This is a genomic window from Erysipelatoclostridium sp. An15, from assembly GCF_002160675.1.
GTDB classification, from domain to species: Bacteria; Bacillota_I; Bacilli_A; order Erysipelotrichales; family Coprobacillaceae; genus Thomasclavelia; species Thomasclavelia merdavium.
This window is the reverse complement of the sequence record NZ_NFLA01000010.1, coordinates 1-21,911: the sequence shown is the minus strand read 5'-3', so window position 1 is coordinate 21,911 and position 21,911 is coordinate 1. Positions and strand designations below refer to the sequence as shown.

The following is a 21,911-nucleotide window of genomic DNA, read 5'->3' as shown; positions in this document are numbered from 1 at the left end:
GTTATGCTTATAAAAGAAAATTTAAGAGAATTAAAAACATTATCTGTTTCTGAACAAAACGTAGCTAATAATATTTTATCATTAGGTGTTGAGATTAAAGATATGTCAATACGTGAATTAGCTAAAATAGCTTATAGCTCAACATCGGCAGTAACGAGATTGTGTAATAAATTAGGGTTTAAGGGATATAAAGATTTTAAAGAAGCTTTTTTAGATGAAGAAAAATATTTAAAAGGTTATTTTAGTAAAGTTGACGCTAATGTTCCGTTTAATAAAGATGATAATCTGGCTCGTGTTTGTAATTCCGTTGTCCATTTATATGAAGAAACTAGTAATGATACATTATCTTTAATCGATTATCAAATGCTGATCCATGCAATAACGTTATTAGTTAAAGCGAAAAATATTCATGTTATTTGTATTGGGGTTGGACTAGAATTTGCTAAGGTATTTGCTGATCGAATGATGCGTATTGGTAAAAAGGTAATTATAAGTGATAATCCTAATTTTCAATATTATTATGCATACCATGCTTGTAAAGATGATTGTTTTATCATTGTTTCTTATACCGGAACGACTCAGCGAACTAAACTTTATTTTGAAAAAATCGTTTCTAGCCCAGCTTCATCAATTTTGATTACTTCGGTAGGTGAAAATTCGTTAAGTAAAAGAGCTGATGTTACATTACGGATGACAACAAGAGAAAAATTATATAGCAATATTGGTAGTTTTTCTTCTAGTGTTTCGATAATGTTGATTTTTGATTTATTGTATAGTGCGGTTTTTCATAAGGATTATGAACAGAATTTTAATTTAAAGAAACAGATTTCCAAAGATTATGAGCCATATCGAGTTAGCAGTAATGAAGTGATGAATGAAGAATAAATTGCATAGTTGAAGACATTGTTTTCAAATTGGCATTTAAAAATTTGCCATTTTGAAGACGATGTTTTTTTGTTGTCTTGAAATCTTGTTAAAAAAAGGAAATTGGTATTTATTATAAATAGAAATTGACAGGATGAAGGAGGATAATTATGGAATTTGTTTATTATATTTTTCTACCAGCTTTAGCTGGTGGCATCATTCAAGGGGTTACTGGTTTTGGTGCCGGAGTAGTAATGATGATGTTTTTACCATTACAATATAGTGTTGTACAAAGTGCTGGTATATCTAGTGCTATTTGCATGATTTTATGTGCAGCGATGGTTTATCGTTATCGTAAAACAATTAATTTTAAAAAGATTATTGCACCAGCTATTTTATATTTAGCGATCAGCAGTATTTCTATTTTATTTGCTAAAATGATCAATCAAGAAGTAATGAAAATTATTCTAGGGATCTTTTTGATTATATTATCATTGTATTTCTTATTTTTTAATAAAAAAGATATCGAACCAAAAGGAATTGTTTCTATATTATGTATTGTTATTTCTGGTATTTGTGATGGTTTGTTTGGGATTGGTGGACCATTAATGGTTATTTATTTTTTAGCTAAAACAAGCAGTAAAGAAGAATATTTAGGAACTATCCAATGTTTCTTCCTTATTAATGTGCTTTATTCAACAATTTTTAGAATCTTTAATTCAATCATTACTATTGATTTAATGTCAGGAATTGGTTTAGGAATGTTTGGTATTTTAGTAGGATTATTTGTTGCTAATAAAATTGTCGATCGTCTTGATGGTGGATTAGTAAAAAAATTAACATATGTAATAATTGGTCTATGTGGTTTATCAAATGTTATTACGACATTATTATAGGAGGAATAAAAAATGGAAAATGTTATGGATTTATTTAGATTGAATCAAAAGGTAATTGTTGCTACTGGAGCTAGTGGCTATTTATGTTCGCATTTTGTTGAAGCAATAGGACAAGCTGGTGGTAATGTAGCGATGATTGATATCCCGGCTAATGAAGAAAAATTAAAAGAATTACAAGCACGCCTACAAAAAGAATACAGTGTTACTGTTAAATATTATTTAGCTGATAATTCAAAAGAAGAAGATATAAAAAGAGTTAGTGAACAGGTATTTAATGATTTTAAACGAATTGATGGTTTAATTAATGCCGCCGGTGTAAATCAACATAGCAGTATTAAAGATTATACTGGAAAAGATTATGAACGATTAATGAATATTAATGTTGTGGGGACATTCTTGTGTTGTAAATATTTTGGTAAGTATATGGTTGATCAAAAACAAGGATCGATTGTTAATATTGCTTCGTTTACAGGGACAATTGTTAATAAACCGCCTTTTAATATGTCAGGTTATTGTACTTCTAAAGCTGGGGTATTACACTTAACTAGAAGTGTGGCGAGTGAATATGGTGAATATAATGTACGTGTTAATAGTGTATCACCTGGTTTTTTAGAAAAAGGGATGAGTAATGTAAAAAATTTCATTAAATTAAATGACCCTAGAGTGTTTGAAAATTCAATGAATAATACACCAATGCATCGTGTTGGTAAACCTTCTGAGTTAATTGGGGCAGTTATTTATTTGTTATCAGATGCTTCGACTTATACAACGGGAATCGATATTGTTATTGATGGTGGTTATCACGTTTGGTAGTAAAATAACTTTGATAAATCTAGTATTAAAGCCAGTAGTTAACTGCTGGCTTTTAAAATAATTCTTGATCAACACAATATGAATAAAGCAAATCAACAAACATTGAATAACTGCCGGTTCCTTCACTAACTGAATTTATTTTTAAATAAGTGTCATTAATGCTATCAGTTATTGAAGCAAAAATATTATTATATTGTTGCCAAAACTTATTATTTTTTTGTAACTCGCTAATGATATTATCTGGTAAACGATCATAGTATTCACTAACATCAATATTATTTGAATTTAAAGCATTGGTAACGTATACAAATGCAGTTAAATATCCGCTATAATTAAAATATGCATTATTAGAATTTATACAAGCTAGATATGCTAAAAAGTTTGCTTCATCTTCAGCCATATAACCAGCTAAATGACTAAATTCATGACAGATTGAAAATGGTTTGTTATAAGTAGGCATATCTTTATTGTAGTTGGCTTCAATTGTAAACGGTGAAAAAATTCCAGAAAGATTATCCATGGTCATTAATTTTGAAAAAAACATTGGTTTAGGATTTGGATAATAACCAGGAATTATCTTATTCATTGCTATTTTAGCTTCGCTATGAATTTTCTCAATCGAAATTTCATCAGCTTTTAGATTGATTAATTTATCAGTAATATAATTACATAATTTCTTTAAATCATCATTATTATATTCTAAACGTGTAAATGACATTTCTTTTTCTAATGACATGCGATGATAATTTATTCCAGTAGTCAATGTAAAGATAAGGATAATAACTAAAAGATAACGTACAATCAATGTAATAGAACGATATTTAATAGTAATAGCTAGTAAGCCAATAACTAAAATGATAACTAACCATTCAAATATTGAAAAGGGCATAATACTACTAATTCGCCCAATAGTATTAACAAATATTTTTGAAACATTTGTTGCATACCATGAGGCAAAGTCAGTTGAATTACTAGCAATAATATTAAGTAATAAGATAATGATAATTAAAATAAGATTTTTTTTCATAGCGCTCACCTATTAATTAAATGTATTAGAAATTATAATTGTTGTCAAATATAACTATAATAGATAGATTATTAAAATATATTTTTAAATTATGAAAATTCTAGTATTTTTATTATCGTTGTGATAAAATCACTTCGTTAATTGGAACGGAGGTATATTATGTATAAAATTTTGTTATGCTGTAAATCTGGTTTAACTACTAATATGCTTGTAAATGCAATGAAAAAAGAAGCTAAAAAAAGAAATATTAATACATTAATCTGGGCTATGGCAGAAAGTGCAATTTCTCATTCATGGACTGACGCTGATTGTGTTTTAGTAGCACCTCAAAATGCTGGTGAAATAGAAGATATAAAAGGTATTGTAAACAATACTATTCCTGTTGATGTAATTGATAGTGATAATTTTGTAAAAATGAATGGACAAGCAGTTTTAGATCAGGCAATTAATTTAGTAAATAAGTAAGTTATTCTTATGAATAGCTTATTTTTTATTTAAAAAAATTAATATAGATGTTAAAATAAAAAAACGTTGTATATAAGAGGGTTTTGTATGATAGATGTATTAATAAAAGCATTAGGATTTATACTTGTAATTATTATTGGTTTTGTTTTAAAACAATTTAAGATTTTGAAAAAAGAAGATGGCTATATATTAGCGACAATAATTATGAATGTTACCTTGCCATGTGCACTATTTTCTAATGCTAATGGTATTACAATTAATGGGGCAATGTTAATATTGATTGCAATTGGAATTATTGTCAATTTAATAATGGTTGCTGTTGGCTACTTTGCAAGTAATGGTAAACCAGCACCTACTCAAGCAGCATATATGATCAATTGTTCTGGTTATAATATTGGAAATTTTGTTTTACCATTTGTTCAAGCTTTTTTCCCAGGTATGGGAGTTGCTTATTTATGTATGTTTGATGTAGGAAATGCTTTGATGGGTTTAGGAGGAACTTTTGCAATTGCTTCTAGTGTTGTAAATAAACAGGAAAAGTTATCTGTCAGTAATGTGTGTAAGAAGTTATTTTCTTCGATTCCATTTGATGTCTATATAATTATTTTCTTTTTAGCACTATTCAAGATTAGAATTCCTGATGCAGTTTTATCAATAACCGATTTTATTGGCGCTGGTAATGGCTTTTTGGCGATGTTAATGATTGGATTATTACTGGAAATAAAAATTTCTCGAAATGATTTTAAAGATTTGATTCGTGTTTTAGGAATTCGTTTGTTAGGAAATTTTATTTTAATGTTTGCTTGTTTTATGTTTTTACCTTTACCGTTATTAGCTCGTAAAATTTTAACAATTGCCCTGGCTGCTCCAATCAGCACTGTAGCTGCCGTTTTTACTAAGCAATGTCGTTATGAAGGGGAAGTGGCAGCTGTTGCAAATTCGTTATCAATAATAATTGGAATTGTAGTGTTAGTGGTTTTATTGATGGTTTTTGTTTAATGATAATATTGATATCTTTAAGAGGCGTTAGCCTCTTTTTTTGTTGTTTGATAAATTTAGTTTATTGATAATAAATGTTAAAAATAGTTGAATTTATCAAAAAAATATTAATTTTAACAAAAAATTAATTTTTTTAAAAACAATTTGTTTAATTTACGATAAATTTAAGATAAATAAAGGATGATTATGTGATTTATTGATGTTTTTTAACGTAATTACAGTATTTTGGAAGAAATTAATAGATTAGAAAATGTATTACATAAGTGAAAATAAAATTGTGATTTAATTGTTATTAAGTCAAAAAACTGTGATGTATTCGACTTTTTTTGCGTTGTGTAGACTTTTGGGGTGTGTTAAAGTAGCAATTGAAAGGGGGATTTTTAAATGAAAAAAAGGATTTTTTCGCTAATAACTGTCTTTGCAATGATTGTTAGTATTGTATATAGTGCAATAACTATTGAAGCCATGCAAAATAGAGTTTGGGTTACTAATAATCAACAAGAAGACATAACTACAATTGAAAAAGGAACTGGTGAATGGCAAGATATTAAAATCGATGCTACAGTTGGTAAATTTGCACCTCGTGATACTGATCTTCAAATTAATCCAGGAACAATTTTATCAATTCCAGTAAGTGGCAATGAACTAGGCGCTAATATCATTTTGAATTTATCTGGTGGTAGCTGTGAAGTAGTAGTAGATAACCAAACTTATACTAATTCTTCAAATAAAGTTACTATTCCAGTAACAAATACAAGTGATACAATGGTTGATGTTACTTTTAAAATACAAAGTTATATTAGTTCTATTGAATTGTCTTACACACAACCGGAGGCTGAGTATCCAGGAGTTCCTGAAGGTATCGAAGCTAGTGATAAAGAATATTATTTTAACACTCTTGATTCTTTAAAAGATGAAAACGGTAATGTACAAGAAAATGCAAATCTTGAAGGGGTCAAAGGAAGTTATGATGATATTTTAGTTGATGCAAGAAATGGTAAATTTAATATTCAAGTTGACCAAAACCGTGTGGCAATTAATGAAGGGACAACTATCTATGTACCAGTTACTACTGATTCAAAAGGAGTTTCATTAGTTATCGCTGGAACGATTGATGGTTCTACACCAATTGATTTAACTGTTGATGGAAAAGTGGCTAATTCAAACTCTAATATTGCTTTAACAGTTGATGATACTAAATATGTGACAGTGACTTTTAATTCAAAAGCATATGTTAGTATGATAAAGGTGGATTATGGTAGTGATAGCGGTTATGGTGTTCCTGAAGTAACAGCAAAAGATAAAAGCTGGGATTTTACCGGTACTTCAAGTGTTACAAGACCAGATTTACAGTTTGAAAAAGGAGAATTTGATGGAATTCAAATCGATGCTTCAACTAGTAAATTTGCACCTCGTGAAAATGATACACAAATAAATGGTGGAACTATTTTATATTTACCAATAGCTGCTGATAGTGAAATAGCTTTAACGGTTAGTGGTAACAACTACAATAACTTAGATGTTGAGTTTAATGGACAACCAATTTCAATTGGTGCTGAAACTGTTTTTAAAGCAGATGAAACTAGTTATTTACCACTTACCTTTACTGGAACTGGTAGCTGTTATTTAGATGGAATTGTAATTGATTATAGTAGTGATAATGCTTCTGTAAGTCATACAGTTCGTGTTGGTACAAGTTCATTAGCTAATTATTCTAGTATTCAAAGTGCGTTAGATAATGAAGTTTCTAGTGCAGCTACACCATTAATTATTGAATTAGAAAATGGTGTTTATAACGAAAAGATATCTGTAAATCAGCCAAATGTAACTTTAAAATCAATTAGTGGTAATAGTGATGATGTAATTATTCAATCTAATTATTATTCATCAAATACTTTTGATGATGAAGGGAATTTCGTTCCTCAAGATGAAAAAGATGTTGGAACTGATCAAAGTGGTACAATTATCGTTGGTCCAAAAGGAACAAATTTTTCAATGTATAATATAACTGTTGAAAATACTTATAATACTAAAGATAATACTGGTAAAGATCAACAAACACCAGCAGTTGCTTTATGTATTAATGCTGATAAAGTACTTGTTAATAAGTGTAAAATTATTGGTCGTCAAGATACTCTTTATGTAAAAGGACCTAATAATCGTATATATTTTAAAGATACTTATATTGAAGGAACTGTAGATTTTATCTTTGGTAATGCTGATGCTTATTTTGAACAATGTAATTTACATATGGCTTATTTCAATGGTAAAGATAACGGTTATTATACAGCACCAAATACTAATGAAGACAATCAAGGTTTAGTGTTTAATCAATGTCGTTTAACTGCTGATTCACGAGTTGAAGACGTAAGTTTAGGTCGACCATGGCAAAATGAATGTTATACTGAATCTATTCGTGTTGATGGTTCAACATTAGTTACTTATTTTGATCCTGATATACCTAATCCAAATTATAAAAATATTGGTTCAGCAACTACTTTTATTGATTGTTATATGACCGATCAAATTCAAAATGAACGTTGGAACGTATGGACACGTAAACATGTTAATGGCAGCACTGTTAATGTAACATATGAAGATACAGTTGAATTTATAGAATATAACAGTATGGATTTAGATGGTAATTTATTATCACCTGATGATTATGATATTGTTTTAGGTAAAATGGAACATGTTGATAGTAAAACAACATTAGAAGAGATTTTAAATAAAATGAGAATTGGTAATGGTTTAGGACAATGGCTACCAGAAATTATTCCTGATGATAATCCTGGTATTGTAACTCCACCAGAACAAACTACAGATGATGAAAATCAAGCTGGAAACAATCAATCTTCTTCTTCTACTTCAACAAGTCAATCTGTAAAAACAGGTGATACAGCTCAAATTACTATTCTTGTAGCTGGAACAATTATTGCTTTATGTGGTATCTTCGTTACTAGTAAACGTAGAAGTAAAATCTAAAAATATATTTTTATAGGAATAGGATAAAAACTATTCCTTTTTTATCTAATACAAAAAGACCTTGTTACTAAATAATAACTTTTGTATAATAAATACATTGTATATTAAGATAGTTATTTTTTAAAAACTATTAATCTAGATATTTTAGTTAAAATAATATACAATGTTGTTGGTGATAATATGTCAAAGGAAATACCATTACAACAGTTAAAAATAAAAGAAAATAGAATTCTTTTACTAAATAATATGGATATATATTCAGTGCGGGATCTTGTTTTACATTTTCCCTATCGTTATGAAATAATTGAAGCAACACCTTTAATAGATAATGAAAAAGTTATTATTGAAGGTGTTTTAGTTGATGAACCTAAATTATTTTATAAAGGTCGTCTATCAAGATTAACATTTTCTATTTTATATCAAGGTGAAACATATCGGGTGACAATTTTTAATCGTCATTTTTTAAAGAAAAATATGCATAATGGAATGACTTTAACAGTCATTGGTAAATATAGTCAAAAAAATCATAGTATCACTGCAAGTGACGTTAAGTTAAAACCTTTAAATGAATTATCTGGAGTAACACCGGTTTATTCATTAAAAGAAGGAATAAACCAAAAGTCATTTCAAGGATATGTAAAAAAAGCGTTGGCATTTTATCATAATCATATTCAAGATCAAGTACCGATTAGTTTGATGGTAAAACATCATTTGATCCATAAAGAATTAGCGTTAAATTTAATCCATTTTCCTAGTAATAAAAAAGATATTATCGAAGCGTTAAGATATTTAAAATATGAAGAATTTTTACGTTTTCAACTTACAATGCAATATATAAAATTATCTCGAAAAGAGAATATTGGGATAAAAAAAGAATTTGATCATCAGCTGTTAAATGATTTTATAAAAAAATTACCTTTTAAATTAACCGAAGATCAGGTAAAAACAACTAAAGAAATATTAACTGATTTACAAAAAGAAACAGTAATGTATCGCTTTGTCCAAGGGGATGTTGGAAGTGGTAAAACAGTCGTTGGGGCCATTGGTTTATATGCTAATTATTTAAGCGGTTATCAAGGAGCATTGATGGCACCAACAGAAATCTTAGCTAATCAGCATTATCAATCGTTAATAAAACTATTTGTAGATACAAATGTAGAAATAGCTTTATTAACTGGACATTTATCAAATGCTAAAAAACAAGATATTTATGATAGATTGCAAAGTGGTAAAATTGATATTGTAGTAGGAACCCATGCTTTGTTTCAAGAAAAAGTAAATTACAACAAGCTAGGATTAGTTATTACTGATGAACAACATCGCTTTGGAGTAAAACAACGTAAAGCGTTAAAGGAAAAAGGAAAACAGGTTGATTTTATGGTTATGTCAGCTACTCCAATTCCTAGAACGTTAGCTATTAGTTTATATGGAGATATGGATGTTTCAACAATTAAAACGATGCCAGCGGGTCGTAAACCAGTAATTACAAAAGTAATAAAATCTTCTAGTATGCGACCAATCTTAAAAGATTTGAAAAACTATTTAGCAAGTGGTGGTCAATGTTATGTAGTGTGTCCGCTTGTTAGTGAAAGTGAAGCATTAAATAGTCGTGATGCAACGAGTATTTATCAAGCGATGAAAAGTTATTTTCAAGGACATTATGAAGTTGGATTATTGCATGGTCAAATGGATGATGAGACTAAAGATGAAATAATGGCTCGTTTTAAAGAAAATCAAATTCAAATTTTAGTTTCCACAACAGTTATTGAAGTTGGAGTTGATGTTAGTAATGCTAACTGGATGGTTATTTATAATGCAGAACGGTTTGGATTGAGTCAAATTCATCAGCTTCGTGGTAGAATTGGTCGTGGCAGTCAACAAGGGTATTGTTTCCTTTTAACTAATTCGTCACTTAGTGATGCATTAAAACGGTTAGAGTTTTTAGAGTCGTGTAATGATGGCTTTGAGGTTTCATATTATGATTTAAAAATGCGCGGTCCTGGAGATGTTTTAGGTGATCAGCAAAGTGGCTTACCAGTTTTTTTGGTTGCTGATATTTTTGAGGATGCTAATATTTTAGAAATATCGCGTAATGATGCAATTGAATTGCTACATAGTAAATCAAATGATCCAGCTTATTTAAGATTAATAAAAGAAATTGAAGAACAATTAACAGTTAATAATAAATATATTGATTAATTTATGTTATAATTAAATTTAATACGAGGTGAAAAAAATGAAATTAGGTATAGATGCAATGAGTGGGGATTTGGGTAGCGAAATTGTTGTAGAAGCATGCTTATCGTTTTTAGAAAAAAATAAAACTGATGAATTGTATGTAGTTGGAAAAATTGAAGAGTTACAGGCGTTAAATAATCATCCCCAAGTAGTTTTAATTGATGCTAGAGAAATACTTGAAATGACTGAAAACATTTTAGCGATTCGTAGAAAAAAAGAATCTAGTATGGTAAAAACAATGATGTTAGCTCGTAAAAACGAAGTGGATGCAGTTTTATCTTGTGGTAATACTGGTGCTTATTATGCTTGTGCAATGTTATTTTTAAAACGAATTGAAGGAATTGAAAAGTCTTGTTTAATGGCAATGTTGCCTACTTATAAAGGTGATAATGTTGCTATGCTTGACGTTGGGGCAAATTCTGAAAATACTGCTAGTCAATTAGTTTCTTTTGCAGTAATGGGTAGTGTTTATGCTCGTAATGTTCGTAAAATTGAAAATCCTAAAGTTGCTTTATTGAATATTGGTAGTGAGCATCATAAAGGTGATGAAGTTCATCAAGAAACATATAAATTATTAGAAAATATGAAAGAAATTAATTTTGTCGGTAATATTGAAGGTAAAGAGATTTTAGACGGTGATGTTGATGTAATTGTAACTGATGGTTTTACTGGAAATGTTGCTTTAAAAACAACTGAAGGTGTTGCTAAGGTTCTAGTAAAAAGCTTAAAAGAAAGTTTAATGTCTTCAACAAGAACTAAAGTAGGGGCATTGATGGCAAAGCCAGGATTAAAACAATTAATGAAAAAATTTGATACAAAAGCAGCAGGGGGTGCTTTAATGATGGGATTTGAAAAACCAGTAATTAAGGCTCATGGTTCTAGTGATGCGATTGCTTTTGAAAATGCTATAAATTTAGCGTTTGAAATGGTATCAAGTAATGTTGTTGAAAAAATGAAAGAAGGATTGAAATAAGGTGAAATTAAAAGAATTTTTAGATAAAATGGAAGTGCCCTATCAACATTTAGATATTTTTAAAGAAGCTTTTACTCATCCCTCATATGCCAATGAAAACAAAATGAAAAAACATGATTATGAACGATTAGAGTTTTTAGGAGATGCAGTTTTACAATATCATGTTTCTCGATATATATTTGACTTATATCCAGATTTACCAGAGGGAAGATTGACTAAATTAAGAGCTAAATTAGTACGTGAAGAATCATTGGCACGATTTGCAAGAGAATTGGATTTAGGACCATTGATTTATCTTGGTGCTGGTGAGGTAAATAATGGTGGTCGTGATCGTGATAGTGTATTAGCTGATATTTTTGAAGCTTTTATTGGTGCTGTTTGTCATGATTGTGGACCTGATCATGTTGAAAAAATATTAGAAAAAACAATTTATAAGCATGTTGAAGATGTTAATTATGATGATATTACTGATTTTAAAACTAAACTTCAGGAATTGATTCAAGCCGATCAACGTAAAACAGTAACATATGACCTGCTTTCATCTAGTGGCCCTTCAAATAATCCGGTTTTTGAAATGGCAGTAAAAATGGATGATATGATTTTAGGGGTTGGTACTGGTTCATCTAAAAAAAGAGCTGAACAAAAGGCTGCTAAAGATGCTTTAAATAAATTAGCTCGATAACAGACTTCGGTCTGTTTTTTTTGTACTAAAAATATTTTGCTTATAGATTTTTTGCCTATATCTTTTATTTATCGATGAATAAGGTAAAGTAGGAGGGATGAACATGTACGAAGATTACATGGATAATTTATTCGATCGTCAGGCGGCTCCAATTGTGGCCCCTAAAGTTGGTGATATATTTTTATATACAGTATCTCGAGGTGATAATGTCTATGCAATTGCTAGAAGATTCAATACACGAGTAAATTATATTAAAAATATGAATGATTTAGAGGATAACCTATTAATATTTCCAGGCCAACAGTTGTTGATACCGGTGCTATTTCAAAATGTGCCACCAGTAAAACCAAAACCACAACCTAAGCCACAGCCACGTCAATCGTATGAACTATATTTCTAAAATAACTGGATTTTTAAATAGAAAGAGTTTATGATATTGTTAAATATGTATACGAGGAGTAGTAGATATGAATTTTCATGCAGGTAGTAAACGTAATTTGACATTAGTAATGGATCTATATGAATTAACGATGTCATATAATTATTTTAAACAAGGTAATAAAGATGAATATGTATACTTTGATATGTTTTATCGTAAAAATCCCGATAATGGTGGTTTTTCTATTTTTGCTGGATTACAGCAGTTGATTGAATGTATTAAGGATTTGCATTTTAGTGAGGGAGATATTGAATATCTCCGCTCACTAAATAAATTTGATGAAGATTTTTTTGATTATTTAAGAGATTTTAAATTTACTGGTTCAATCTATGCGGTAAAAGAAGGAACGCCAGTTTTTCCTAATGAACCGTTAATTACTGTTAGAGCAAAATTTATTGAAGCTCAGCTGATAGAAACTTTATTATTAGTAACAGTTAATCATCAATCGTTAATTGCTACTAAAGCTCATCGAATTGTCCAAGAAGCTAAAGGACGAGCAGTAATGGAATTTGGGGCACGTCGCGCTCAAGGATATGATAGTGCAACTTATGGTGCTCGAGCTGCTTATATTGGTGGTGTTACCGGAACTGCAACCGTTTCAGCAGGGATGATGTTTGGTATTCCAGTTGTTGGAACAATGGCTCATTCTTTTGTGCAATCTTTTGATAGTGAATTTGAAGCTTTTAAAGCATATGCTTTAACTTATCCTGATGATTGTGTACTATTAGTAGATACTTATGATACTTTAAAAAGTGGTGTCCCTAATGCAATTAAAGTTGCTTTAGAAGTATTAAAACCAATGGGTAAAAAATTAAAAGGAATTCGTCTTGATAGTGGCGATATTGCTTATTTATCTAAACGAGCTAGAGTGATGTTAGATGTTGCTGGTTTACACGATACTACAATTACAGCGTCTAATTCTTTAGATGAATATTTGATTCGTTCTTTATTGGACCAAGGTGCTCAAATTGATTCATTTGGGGTTGGTGAAAATTTAATTGTATCGCACAGTTCACCGGTATTTGGTGGTGTGTATAAATTAGTAGCAATTGAAAAAAATGGTGAAATTATTCCTAAAATTAAAATATCTGAAAATACTGAAAAAATTACAAATCCTGGTTATAAAAAAGTTTATCGCTTATTTGAAAACGAAACAGGAAAAGCTATTGGTGATGTTATTGCTTTTCATGATGAAAAAATTTCTAGCGATCAGGATTTAACAATTTATCATCAATCAAATATTTGGAAATTTAAAACAATATTAGCTAATACATATACTGTTGAACCATTACAAGTTCCGGTTTTTGTAGATGGGAAATGTGTGTATCCTGAATATACGGTAAATGAAATTCGTGAATATTCAAATCATGAAAAAGAAAGGCTATGGGACGAGGTGTTTAGATTAGAATACCCACATGATTATTATGTGGATTTAACAAAAACATTATTAGATTATAAATTAAAAATGTTAGAAAAGAAAAATAGAGAATTACAATAGAGGTAAATTATGGCAAAATTTGAACGTAAGGTAGAAAGACAGAAAAGTGAATTTACTTTTTCGAAAAAAACACCTGTAAAAGTATCTAAATTTAAGGAATTTAAAGAGAACTTTAACTTTAGATGGATTCCGACAGACTGGAAATCAATTTTATTGCTTGTTTTTGATTTTTTAATTCCAAGTTTAATAGTAATACCATTACTTATGCAATTTGTTGATCAGTTTATGGCCTTTATCATTGGTCATGGTGCGATTACAAGTTTATTGATTGTAGTATCATTTTACTTATATAATAAAAAGAAACCTTCAATCTGGGGATTGTTGGGACGTTATTGTTTTTCATGTTTGATGATTTCAGCAGTATCTTTTGTAATCCTTTTATTTGTATAAGGAGAGGGATTGCATGAAAATAACAATAGTTGGCTTAGGTGTAATTGGTGGAAGTTTTGCTAAGGCTTTAAAAGGTCAAGGACATGAGGTTTATGGTATTGATGTTGATAAAAGAACATTGCAAATGGCTAAAGATGATGGAACAATAATTGAAGGATTTGTTGATGGAAAAGAAATTATTCCCCAATCTGATCTTACGATTATTTGTTTATATCCTTCGTTAGTCATCGATTTTATAAAAAATAATACTTTTAAAAAAGGAAGTATTATTACAGATGCAGTTGGAATTAAAACATATTTTTTACAAGAAGCATTTAATTTAATTGATGAAGATGTTGAATTTGTCAGTGGCCATCCAATGGCTGGTAGAGAAAAGAAAGGCTATGAATACGCTAGTAAAGAAGTTTTTGCAAATGCAAATTATATCTTAATTGAACATCCAGTAAATAAAAAAGAATCGATTAGTTTTATGGAATCTTTTGTTGCTACACTTGGTTTTAAAAGTGTTAAAATTATGTCACCAGAGGCTCATGATGAAGTTGTTTCATTTACTTCGCAATTGCCTCATGCTTTAGCGGTTGCTCTAATAAATAGTGATAATCAAAAATATGATACTGGAAAATATATTGGTGATTCTTATCGTGATCTAACAAGAATAGCTAATATTAATGAAAATTTATGGTCAGAATTATTTTTAAAAAATCGTGATCATTTATTAGCGTCGATTAATTCTTTTGAAGAACAGTTAGATATGATTAAACAGGCTTTATATGATGATGATGAAGCAAAATTAAAAGAAATGTTTATTGAATCATCATTACGACGTGAAAAATTAGAAAAAAAGTAAGCACATCAAAATTTTATTGATGTGCTTTTTAACAATTCCATTTAATTTTTACTGGTTTTGATTCGTTTAAAATAGCTCGTTTTTGCAAAGAAGCAAGTGCTTCTTTTAATTCGTTACTTGCTAAGTTATCATAGTTTTCCTGACTATCTTTCAATCCTAATTTAAAATATGCAATAGCAGCACTTCCATATAATAAAAAACCAAAAGCATTACTTGGGGTTTGAATTGTTGCACAAGCAGTTGATATTGCTTTAATTGCGGCTAAATTTACTGGCTCATTTGTTAGTTCTTTGGCATTTTGACGCATCTGTTTGATAGCTGATTTAGCTTCTGGTAATTTACTTTTATCGTTAATAGCTTCTTTGCATATTTTTATTAATTCATCAGTATTATCATTAATATTATAAATTGGAAAATATTTTTCGTATGCATAATCAATTGCCCAGTTTGCAAGGGTTTCTTTGCTTTGGGTTTCGATTAGTCGCATTAAATCTTGACATTCTTTAGAATTGATATCACCTAACATCTTTTTTAATCTTACCATTGTATTGACTCCTTATAAAAATTATTCTCTTTCTTTAATGATTACATGGACTAAGTCCAGATCACCTTTATTGATTTTATTTCTGATTCTTTTGGGAATACCGATGATGTAACAAATGCTGCCATCTTCATTTTTGACTCCCATATTAACTATACTGCCTTGATATGGCTCATTATCAAATAGAGCTAAAACTTTAACACGATCACGATCGAATTCTTCTTTAATGTTCCAAGGAAAAATAACATAGGCACCACCATTATCTAAATTGCAATGTATTTTTTCATCATATTCATATATTTTTTTATTCATCTAATCACTCCTGATATTATTTATTATACTGTTTTAGTTATCTTTAGTATATTATTTTACCAATAATACTTTATATTAAATAAAAAATTTATTATTTTAAACAAAAAAAGTATAATATATTAAACAAATTGTTAAATATAGGTTGCTTTATTGACATTTTTCGCTATAATTAGGCTGTTGTGAAATTAAAGATGGAGGTGTTTTATGGATATTGGAAGTAAAGTAAAGCGATTACGTCAAGCCAATGGTCTTACTTTAGAAGAATTAGCTAATCGTAGTGAGTTAACCAAAGGCTTTTTATCACAGTTAGAACGTGATTTAACTTCACCTTCAGTAGCGACTTTGGAAAACATTTTAGAAGCTTTAGGGACTAATTTACAGGAATTCTTTAGTGAAAAACAAGAGGAACAGATTGTTTTTAAAAAAGATGATTTTTTTGAAAATATTCAAGATGAATATAAAATTTCTTATATTATTCCTAATGCTCAAAAAAATGAGATGGAACCAATATTGATTGAATTAGAAAAAAATAATCAGTCAATGACGATTGATCCTCATGAAGGTGAGGAATTTGGTTATGTTGTTCAAGGAAGGGTTAAATTAGTATATGGTGATAAGGAATATGTGTTGAAAAAAGGTGAAACATTTTATTTGAAAGGGTTAGTTGCACATTATTTATCTAATCCAGGAGATGCAAAAGCAAAAGTAATTTGGGTTTCAACACCACCATTATTTTAAAGGAGAGCGTATGACAAAATTAATTGAGTTAGATAATTTGACTAAAGAATATAATGGTCAAGTTGTATTAAAGGGAATTCATTTGGATATTAATGAAAAAGAATTTGTAACTTTATTAGGACCTAGTGGTTGTGGTAAAACAACAACACTAAGAATTATGGGTGGTTTTGAAGAAGCTAATGGTGGACGAGTTTTATTTGATGGTCAAGATATTAGTTCATTACCTCCATATAAAAGAGAATTAAATACTGTATTTCAAAAATATGCATTATTTCCACATATGAATGTTTTTGATAATATTGCTTTTGGATTAAAAATTAAAAAAATGGATAAAGATACCATTAAGCATAAAGTTGAAAGAATGTTAAAACTAGTAGGTTTAGAAGGATTCGGACCTCGTAATATTAATCAATTATCTGGTGGTCAACAACAGCGTGTTGCTATTGCTCGGGCATTAGTAAATGAACCTAAAGTTTTATTATTGGATGAACCACTAGGAGCACTGGATTTAAAACTTAGAAAAGCAATGCAAATTGAATTAAAAAATATTCAACAAGAAGTTGGGATTACATTTGTATATGTAACCCATGATCAAGAAGAAGCCTTGACAATGTCAGATACAATTGTCGTTATGAATGAAGGGCAGATTCAACAAATCGGTTCACCAACTGATATTTATAATGAACCTGAAAATCGTTTTGTAGCTCAATTTATTGGTGATTCTAATATAATTGAGGGGACATTTGTTAAAGATTATTTAGTGTCTTTTGATAATCAAGAATTTGAATGTGTTGATAAAGGTTTTGATGAGGGACAGGAAGTAGATATTGTTTTACGTCCTGAAGATTTAGATATTGTTGATGTTGGTAAAGGGAAAATCGAAGGTGTTGTAAGATCAATTGTATTCAAAGGGGTACATTATGAAATTATTGTAGAAACAAAAGATCGTAATTATATGGTACATACTACTGATATTAGTGAAGTAGGAAAAAAAGTTAATTTAGATTTCTGGCCTGAAGATATTCATGTCATGGAAAAAATGGGTACATATTAATGAAACATTTTCGTAAATTAGTAGGACCATATTGTTTTTGGCTGTTTGTTTTAACAGTCGTACCAATGTTTTTGATTATGATCTATGCTTTTGTTGCTAAAGGAAATAATGTTGCAACATTTAAATTTACTTTAGATAATTTTACTAAGTTTTTTGATCCGATATTTATATCTGTTTTGATCAAATCATTTGTTTTAGGAATAATAACAACTGCTTTGTGTTTGCTAATCGGTTATCCGGTTGCTTATGCGATTTCTAAGTGTAAAGAAAAAACACAAACGTTATTAATTTTATTGATAACATTTCCAACTTGGATCAATATGTTAATGCGTACTTATGCCTGGATCAATATTTTAAGTAATAAAGGAGTAATTAGTAATATTTTCCAATTATTTGGTTTTGGTGAAGTCAGCTTGTTATATACTGATTTTGCGGTAGTGTTAGGAATGGTTTATGATTTTTTACCATTTATGATTTTACCAATTCATACTTCGTTAACAAAAATGGATAAATCATTGATTGAAGCAAGTAATGATTTAGGAGCTAGTCCTGTAACAACATTTTGGAAGATAACTTTTAGATTATCACTAGGTGGTGTTTTAACAGGGATAACTATGGTCTTTTTACCATCAATATCATCATTTGTAATTCCAAAATTATTAGGTGGTGGACAATATTCACTAATTGGTAATTTTATTGAACAGCAGTTTATTAATGTTGGAGATTGGCATTTTGGTAGTGCTGTTTCATTGATTTTGGCTATTTTGGTTATTATTTTAATGGGATTAATTAATCGAGTTGAAAAATATGCAGGATATCAGGAGGAAACTAAACGTGAAAAAACAAAAAAGGTTTAAGGGTTCTCTAGGTATTGTTTTAACATTAATTTTTCTATATATGCCTCTAGTGGTAATGGCGATTTTTTCTTTTAATGATTCTAAGTCGCTTTCAAGCTGGAGTGGTTTTTCGATTAGATGGTATCAAGAGTTATTTAATAATCAGCAAATGATTGATGCGATTATTGTATCAGTTAGTATTGCTATTTTATCGACAGCAATTTCGACTGTTTTAGGAACAATAACAGCAATTGGTATTTCTAAATCTAGACCAGTTTTAAGAAAATTGATTTTACAAATAAATAATTTACCAATTATGAATCCAGATATCGTTATTGGGATTTCTTTAATGTTATTGTTTTCATTTATTAAAATTGAAAAAGGGTATTTAACGCTATTATTAGCACATATTACTTTTTGTACACCGTTTGTAATTACAAATGTTTTACCAAAAGTACGTCAGTTAGATGTTAATTTAGCTGATGCAGCAATGGATTTAGGGGCAACGCCGTTTCAGGCATTGACAAAGGTTATTTTGCCACAAATTAAACCAGGAATTATTTCAGGGGCATTATTAGCATTTACAATGTCTTTTGATGATTTTATTATTTCTTATTTTGTAAGTGGTAATGGTATTGAAAATATTTCGATTGTTATTTACAACATGTCAAAAAGAACGAATCCTAGTATCTATGCTCTAGCTACAATTATTTTAGTAGTAGTGTTATTGTTTGTTTGTATTGGGACAATTGTACCTAAATTCTGCCCAAAATTTACTAAAAAGATTGTTAATAGTAAAGTAGTTAAAGTTGCTTTGGCAGTTTGTATGATTATTGCTATTGGCTGGTCTATTTCAACAGGTACATCCAAAAGAACTCTAAGAGTTTATAACTGGGGTGAGTATATTGATAAAACCGTTCTTGATGAGTTTGAAGAAGAATATGATTGCCAAATAATTTATGAGACTTTTGATTCTAATGAGATAATGTATACTAAATATATGAGTGGAAATTCATATGATATTATGGTGCCTTCAGAATATATGATTGAACGGTTGATTAAAGAAGATCAATTACAAAAGATTGATAAAGATTTGATACCTAATATTTCAAATATTAATGAAGGGGTTTTAGGACAATCATTTGATCCTAATAACGATTATTGGGTGCCATATTTCTGTGGTAATGTAGGAATTTTATATGATAAGACTATTGTTGATGCTAAAGATCTAGAAGAAGGCTGGGATATTTTACGTAATACTAAATATAAAGGCCAAATATATATGTATGATTCTGAAAGAGATAGTTTTATGGTAGCTTTAAAGGCGTTAGGATATTCAATGAATACAACTGACCAACAAGAAATAGATGCTGCATATCAATGGTTAATTGACCAAAGAGCGGAAATGGATCCGGTATATGTTGGTGATGAATCAATTGATACTATGATTAGTGGTTTAAAAGCTATGGCTATTATGTATTCTGGTGATGCAGCAGCTGTTATGGCTGAAAATGAAAATATGGAATTTTATATGCCAGATCAAGGAACTAATATCTGGTTTGATGGTTTTGTTATATCTAAAGAATGTAAACAAGTTGAATTGGCTAATCAGTTTATTAATTTTATGATTTCAGATGAAATATCTTATCGAAATACAGTAGAAGTAGGTTATTTAACTGCAAATGTTAATGCAGCTAACCAAGCATCTAAAGAAAATTTTAATGGAATTAGTGCTTATGGAATAAGAACAGAGGACAATGATGAGATTTTTGCATATCAAACTAATGAAGTTAAAGAAATGTATAACTCTCGTTGGACTAAAGTAAAAGCTAAATAACAGATATGGATTTTGATAAAAGAGGAAACTTAACATCGTTTAGGTTTCCTTTTTTATAGTTTTAAGTTATTTAAATAAAAAGTATTAATTATATTTTGAAAAAGTTATATAGAAATAGATAATAAATAACAAAATAAAAAATAGTATTAAAATTGTTTAAAACAACGTATTTAGGTAGTTTTAGGTTATTTTTTTAAAAAAAATTAAAAAAATAAGAGATAAAAAAAAGATGATTATTAGCCATAAATTTGGTTTTAAATTAATTTTTATTTAAAAGTTAATGATTTTTTTGTAAAAAAGGGTTGCAATTCTTTAAAAGATAACATATAATAAAAAAGCAGTCCGGCAAGGGCGGTAAAAAAGAAAAACGAAATAATGGTTCCATGGCCAAGTTGGTAAGGCAGCAGACTGCAACTCTGTTATCATCGGTTCGAGTCCGGTTGGAACCTCCATAATGTTGCCCAGGTGGCGAAACTGGTAGACGCACAGGACTTAAAATCCTGCGGACCTCAAAATCCGTGCCGGTTCGATTCCGGCCCTGGGCACCATTAAATAAATAGTTAAAAAAAGACTTGCAAATAAAAATGAATTATGCTAATATATGTAAGCATTACGAAATGCGCTAGTAGCTCAACTGGATAGAGTGCTTGACTACGGATCAAGAGGTTGTGGGTTCGATTCCTGCCTAGCGCGCCATTTTTCGGGAAGTAGCACAGCTTGGTAGTGCACCTGGTTTGGGACCAGGGGGTCGCAGGTTCAAATCCTGTCTTCCCGACCATTGAAAAGGGGCCTTAGCTCAGCTGGGAGAGCGCCTGCTTTGCACGCAGGAGGTCAGCGGTTCGATCCCGCTAGGCTCCACCATTAGATATTAAATTATAGCGTTGCTGTAGTTGATTACGGCGGGGTAGCTCAGTTGGCTAGAGCAATCGGTTCATACCCGGTGGGTCGGGGGTTCGAATCCCTTCCCCGCTACCAATTTAATAGAAGGTGCCCCTAAGTGAAGAACAACAAGGACCCTTAGCTCAGCTGGTTAGAGCTATCGGCTCATAACCGATCGGTCGTTGGTTCGAGTCCAACAGGGTCCACCAAATTTAATAACGCGAGGGATTACCCAAGTCCGGCTGAAGGGATCGGTCTTGAAAACCGACAGGGGATTAACGTCCCGCGGGGGTTCGAATCCCTCATCCCTCGCCATTATATTAAAATCAAATATCGCGGGATGGAGCAGTCTGGTAGCTCGTCGGGCTCATAACCCGAAGGTCGTTGGTTCAAATCCTTCTCCCGCAACCAAAATGGTCTGGTAGTTCAGTTGGTTAGAATGCCGCCCTGTCACGGCGGAGGTCGCGGGTTCGAGTCCCGTCCAGACCGCCATGGTTCCGTAGCTCAGTCGGTAGAGCAGAGGACTGAAAATCCTCGTGTCGCTGGTTCGATTCCGGCCGGAACCACCATTTGACTTAACAACTGTAAGGTTGTTTTT

At 30.2% G+C, this 21,911-nt stretch carries 20 protein-coding genes and 11 tRNA genes; 28 read left to right on the top strand and 3 right to left on the bottom strand.

Translation table 11 applies throughout. The features are described 5' to 3' along the window. The first annotated feature begins 3 nt into the window (after positions 1-3). The 3 genes from B5E92_RS05120 to B5E92_RS05110 all read left to right on the top strand — a co-directional run bounded on the left by B5E92_RS05120 (position 4) and on the right by B5E92_RS05110 (position 2,573). Complete coding sequence (locus B5E92_RS05120) at positions 4-885, top strand: MurR/RpiR family transcriptional regulator (protein ID WP_087299847.1); 882 nt, start codon at positions 4-6, stop codon at positions 883-885. A gap of 149 nt (positions 886-1,034) precedes the next feature. Beyond that, the gene (locus tag B5E92_RS05115) at positions 1,035-1,760 is read left to right on the top strand and encodes a sulfite exporter TauE/SafE family protein (protein ID WP_087299845.1); all 726 of its coding nucleotides are present in this window, start codon (positions 1,035-1,037) and stop codon (positions 1,758-1,760) included. A gap of 12 nt (positions 1,761-1,772) precedes the next feature. Further along, complete coding sequence (locus tag B5E92_RS05110; RefSeq protein ID WP_087299843.1) at positions 1,773-2,573, top strand: SDR family oxidoreductase; 801 nt, start codon at positions 1,773-1,775, stop codon at positions 2,571-2,573. Positions 2,574-2,625: 52 nt separating this feature from the next. Here B5E92_RS05110 and B5E92_RS05105 read toward each other — a convergent pair whose 3' ends face one another. Then, positions 2,626-3,600 (bottom strand): DUF3810 domain-containing protein, encoded by a 975-nt coding sequence (locus tag B5E92_RS05105; protein WP_087299841.1) that lies wholly within the window; start codon positions 3,598-3,600, stop codon positions 2,626-2,628. Positions 3,601-3,759: 159 nt separating this feature from the next. Between B5E92_RS05105 and B5E92_RS05100 the strand changes: the two genes are divergently transcribed. The 10 genes from B5E92_RS05100 to B5E92_RS05055 all read left to right on the top strand — a co-directional run bounded on the left by B5E92_RS05100 (position 3,760) and on the right by B5E92_RS05055 (position 15,116). After that, positions 3,760-4,065 (top strand): PTS sugar transporter subunit IIB, encoded by a 306-nt coding sequence (locus B5E92_RS05100; RefSeq protein ID WP_087299839.1) that lies wholly within the window; start codon positions 3,760-3,762, stop codon positions 4,063-4,065. An 87-nt stretch (positions 4,066-4,152) separates the two neighbouring features. Beyond that, positions 4,153-5,064: an AEC family transporter gene (locus B5E92_RS05095; RefSeq protein ID WP_087299837.1), complete on the top strand. Its 912-nt coding sequence runs from the start codon at positions 4,153-4,155 to the stop codon at positions 5,062-5,064. Positions 5,065-5,448: 384 nt separating this feature from the next. After that, complete coding sequence (locus tag B5E92_RS05090) at positions 5,449-8,049, top strand: pectinesterase family protein (protein ID WP_087299835.1); 2,601 nt, start codon at positions 5,449-5,451, stop codon at positions 8,047-8,049. A gap of 180 nt (positions 8,050-8,229) precedes the next feature. Further along, complete coding sequence (gene recG / locus B5E92_RS05085; RefSeq protein ID WP_087299833.1) at positions 8,230-10,248, top strand: ATP-dependent DNA helicase RecG; 2,019 nt, start codon at positions 8,230-8,232, stop codon at positions 10,246-10,248. Positions 10,249-10,285: 37 nt separating this feature from the next. Further along, positions 10,286-11,260, top strand: a complete 975-nt coding sequence (gene plsX / locus B5E92_RS05080) for a phosphate acyltransferase PlsX (protein ID WP_087299831.1) — start codon at positions 10,286-10,288, stop codon at positions 11,258-11,260. Between the two features lies 1 nt (position 11,261). Beyond that, positions 11,262-11,942 (top strand): ribonuclease III, encoded by a 681-nt coding sequence (gene rnc, locus B5E92_RS05075; RefSeq protein WP_087299829.1) that lies wholly within the window; start codon positions 11,262-11,264, stop codon positions 11,940-11,942. A gap of 103 nt (positions 11,943-12,045) precedes the next feature. Further along, positions 12,046-12,342, top strand: a complete 297-nt coding sequence (locus B5E92_RS05070; RefSeq protein WP_087299827.1) for a LysM domain-containing protein — start codon at positions 12,046-12,048, stop codon at positions 12,340-12,342. Between the two features lie 67 nt (positions 12,343-12,409). Continuing rightward, positions 12,410-13,879, top strand: a complete 1,470-nt coding sequence (locus B5E92_RS05065) for a nicotinate phosphoribosyltransferase (protein ID WP_087299825.1) — start codon at positions 12,410-12,412, stop codon at positions 13,877-13,879. 9 nt (positions 13,880-13,888) lie between these two features. Further along, a complete protein-coding gene (locus B5E92_RS05060; protein ID WP_087299823.1) occupies positions 13,889-14,269 on the top strand; it encodes a hypothetical protein in 381 nt (126 codons plus the stop codon). 13 nt (positions 14,270-14,282) lie between these two features. Continuing rightward, on the top strand, positions 14,283-15,116 hold the full coding sequence (locus tag B5E92_RS05055) for a prephenate dehydrogenase (protein WP_087299821.1): 834 nt from the start codon (positions 14,283-14,285) through the stop codon (positions 15,114-15,116). 28 nt (positions 15,117-15,144) lie between these two features. Here the strand turns inward: B5E92_RS05055 and B5E92_RS05050 are convergent, their stop codons facing one another. Both B5E92_RS05050 and B5E92_RS05045 read right to left on the bottom strand, forming a co-directional pair. Then, positions 15,145-15,660, bottom strand: a complete 516-nt coding sequence (locus tag B5E92_RS05050; RefSeq protein WP_087299819.1) for a putative immunity protein — start codon at positions 15,658-15,660, stop codon at positions 15,145-15,147. Between the two features lie 21 nt (positions 15,661-15,681). Then, positions 15,682-15,969 carry a DUF1905 domain-containing protein gene (locus tag B5E92_RS05045; RefSeq protein WP_087299817.1) on the bottom strand — a complete coding sequence of 96 codons (288 nt, stop codon included), beginning with the start codon at positions 15,967-15,969 and terminating at the stop codon, positions 15,682-15,684. A 204-nt stretch (positions 15,970-16,173) separates the two neighbouring features. Between B5E92_RS05045 and B5E92_RS05040 the strand changes: the two genes are divergently transcribed. The 15 genes from B5E92_RS05040 to B5E92_RS04970 all read left to right on the top strand — a co-directional run bounded on the left by B5E92_RS05040 (position 16,174) and on the right by B5E92_RS04970 (position 21,882). Then, positions 16,174-16,707, top strand: a complete 534-nt coding sequence (locus B5E92_RS05040) for a helix-turn-helix domain-containing protein (protein ID WP_087299815.1) — start codon at positions 16,174-16,176, stop codon at positions 16,705-16,707. Between the two features lie 10 nt (positions 16,708-16,717). After that, complete coding sequence (potA, locus tag B5E92_RS05035; RefSeq protein ID WP_087299813.1) at positions 16,718-17,761, top strand: spermidine/putrescine ABC transporter ATP-binding protein; 1,044 nt, start codon at positions 16,718-16,720, stop codon at positions 17,759-17,761. Next, a complete protein-coding gene (locus B5E92_RS05030) occupies positions 17,761-18,618 on the top strand; it encodes an ABC transporter permease (RefSeq protein WP_087299811.1) in 858 nt (285 codons plus the stop codon). Before potA ends, B5E92_RS05030 begins: the two co-directional genes overlap by 1 nt. Beyond that, positions 18,569-20,434 (top strand): extracellular solute-binding protein, encoded by a 1,866-nt coding sequence (locus B5E92_RS05025; protein WP_087299809.1) that lies wholly within the window; start codon positions 18,569-18,571, stop codon positions 20,432-20,434. Before B5E92_RS05030 ends, B5E92_RS05025 begins: the two co-directional genes overlap by 50 nt. A gap of 377 nt (positions 20,435-20,811) precedes the next feature. Next, positions 20,812-20,886: transfer RNA gene (locus B5E92_RS05020), tRNA-Cys, on the top strand. Between the two features lie 7 nt (positions 20,887-20,893). Beyond that, positions 20,894-20,982, top strand: a tRNA-Leu gene (locus tag B5E92_RS05015). A 71-nt stretch (positions 20,983-21,053) separates the two neighbouring features. Next, positions 21,054-21,130, top strand: a tRNA-Arg gene (locus tag B5E92_RS05010). Between the two features lie 5 nt (positions 21,131-21,135). Further along, positions 21,136-21,212: transfer RNA gene (locus tag B5E92_RS05005), tRNA-Pro, on the top strand. 7 nt (positions 21,213-21,219) lie between these two features. Then, a tRNA-Ala gene (locus tag B5E92_RS05000) sits at positions 21,220-21,295 on the top strand. Positions 21,296-21,332: 37 nt separating this feature from the next. Beyond that, positions 21,333-21,409, top strand: a tRNA-Met gene (locus tag B5E92_RS04995). Positions 21,410-21,445: 36 nt separating this feature from the next. Beyond that, a tRNA-Ile gene (locus tag B5E92_RS04990) sits at positions 21,446-21,522 on the top strand. 13 nt (positions 21,523-21,535) lie between these two features. After that, positions 21,536-21,628: transfer RNA gene (locus B5E92_RS04985), tRNA-Ser, on the top strand. Between the two features lie 19 nt (positions 21,629-21,647). Then, positions 21,648-21,724: transfer RNA gene (locus B5E92_RS04980), tRNA-Met, on the top strand. Positions 21,725-21,728: 4 nt separating this feature from the next. Next, a tRNA-Asp gene (locus B5E92_RS04975) sits at positions 21,729-21,805 on the top strand. 1 nt (position 21,806) lies between these two features. Beyond that, a tRNA-Phe gene (locus tag B5E92_RS04970) sits at positions 21,807-21,882 on the top strand. Positions 21,883-21,911 lie beyond the last annotated feature (29 nt).

Coding starts and splice junctions, on each gene's coding strand:
- B5E92_RS05115 (WP_087299845.1), top strand. CDS start 1,035: ATGGAATTTGTTTATTATATTTTTCTACCAGCTTTAGCTGGTGGCATC.
- B5E92_RS05110 (WP_087299843.1), top strand. CDS start 1,773: ATGGAAAATGTTATGGATTTATTTAGATTGAATCAAAAGGTAATTGTT.
- B5E92_RS05025 (WP_087299809.1), top strand. CDS start 18,569: ATGCAGGATATCAGGAGGAAACTAAACGTGAAAAAACAAAAAAGGTTT.
- B5E92_RS05100 (WP_087299839.1), top strand. CDS start 3,760: ATGTATAAAATTTTGTTATGCTGTAAATCTGGTTTAACTACTAATATG.
- B5E92_RS05065 (WP_087299825.1), top strand. CDS start 12,410: ATGAATTTTCATGCAGGTAGTAAACGTAATTTGACATTAGTAATGGAT.
- B5E92_RS05090 (WP_087299835.1), top strand. CDS start 5,449: ATGAAAAAAAGGATTTTTTCGCTAATAACTGTCTTTGCAATGATTGTT.
- B5E92_RS05045 (WP_087299817.1), bottom strand. CDS start 15,969: ATGAATAAAAAAATATATGAATATGATGAAAAAATACATTGCAATTTA.
- B5E92_RS05105 (WP_087299841.1), bottom strand. CDS start 3,600: ATGAAAAAAAATCTTATTTTAATTATCATTATCTTATTACTTAATATT.
- plsX (WP_087299831.1), top strand. CDS start 10,286: ATGAAATTAGGTATAGATGCAATGAGTGGGGATTTGGGTAGCGAAATT.
- B5E92_RS05050 (WP_087299819.1), bottom strand. CDS start 15,660: ATGGTAAGATTAAAAAAGATGTTAGGTGATATCAATTCTAAAGAATGT.
- B5E92_RS05060 (WP_087299823.1), top strand. CDS start 13,889: ATGGCAAAATTTGAACGTAAGGTAGAAAGACAGAAAAGTGAATTTACT.
- B5E92_RS05030 (WP_087299811.1), top strand. CDS start 17,761: ATGAAACATTTTCGTAAATTAGTAGGACCATATTGTTTTTGGCTGTTT.
- recG (WP_087299833.1), top strand. CDS start 8,230: ATGTCAAAGGAAATACCATTACAACAGTTAAAAATAAAAGAAAATAGA.
- B5E92_RS05040 (WP_087299815.1), top strand. CDS start 16,174: ATGGATATTGGAAGTAAAGTAAAGCGATTACGTCAAGCCAATGGTCTT.
- B5E92_RS05120 (WP_087299847.1), top strand. CDS start 4: ATGCTTATAAAAGAAAATTTAAGAGAATTAAAAACATTATCTGTTTCT.
- B5E92_RS05095 (WP_087299837.1), top strand. CDS start 4,153: ATGATAGATGTATTAATAAAAGCATTAGGATTTATACTTGTAATTATT.
- potA (WP_087299813.1), top strand. CDS start 16,718: ATGACAAAATTAATTGAGTTAGATAATTTGACTAAAGAATATAATGGT.
- B5E92_RS05070 (WP_087299827.1), top strand. CDS start 12,046: ATGTACGAAGATTACATGGATAATTTATTCGATCGTCAGGCGGCTCCA.
- B5E92_RS05055 (WP_087299821.1), top strand. CDS start 14,283: ATGAAAATAACAATAGTTGGCTTAGGTGTAATTGGTGGAAGTTTTGCT.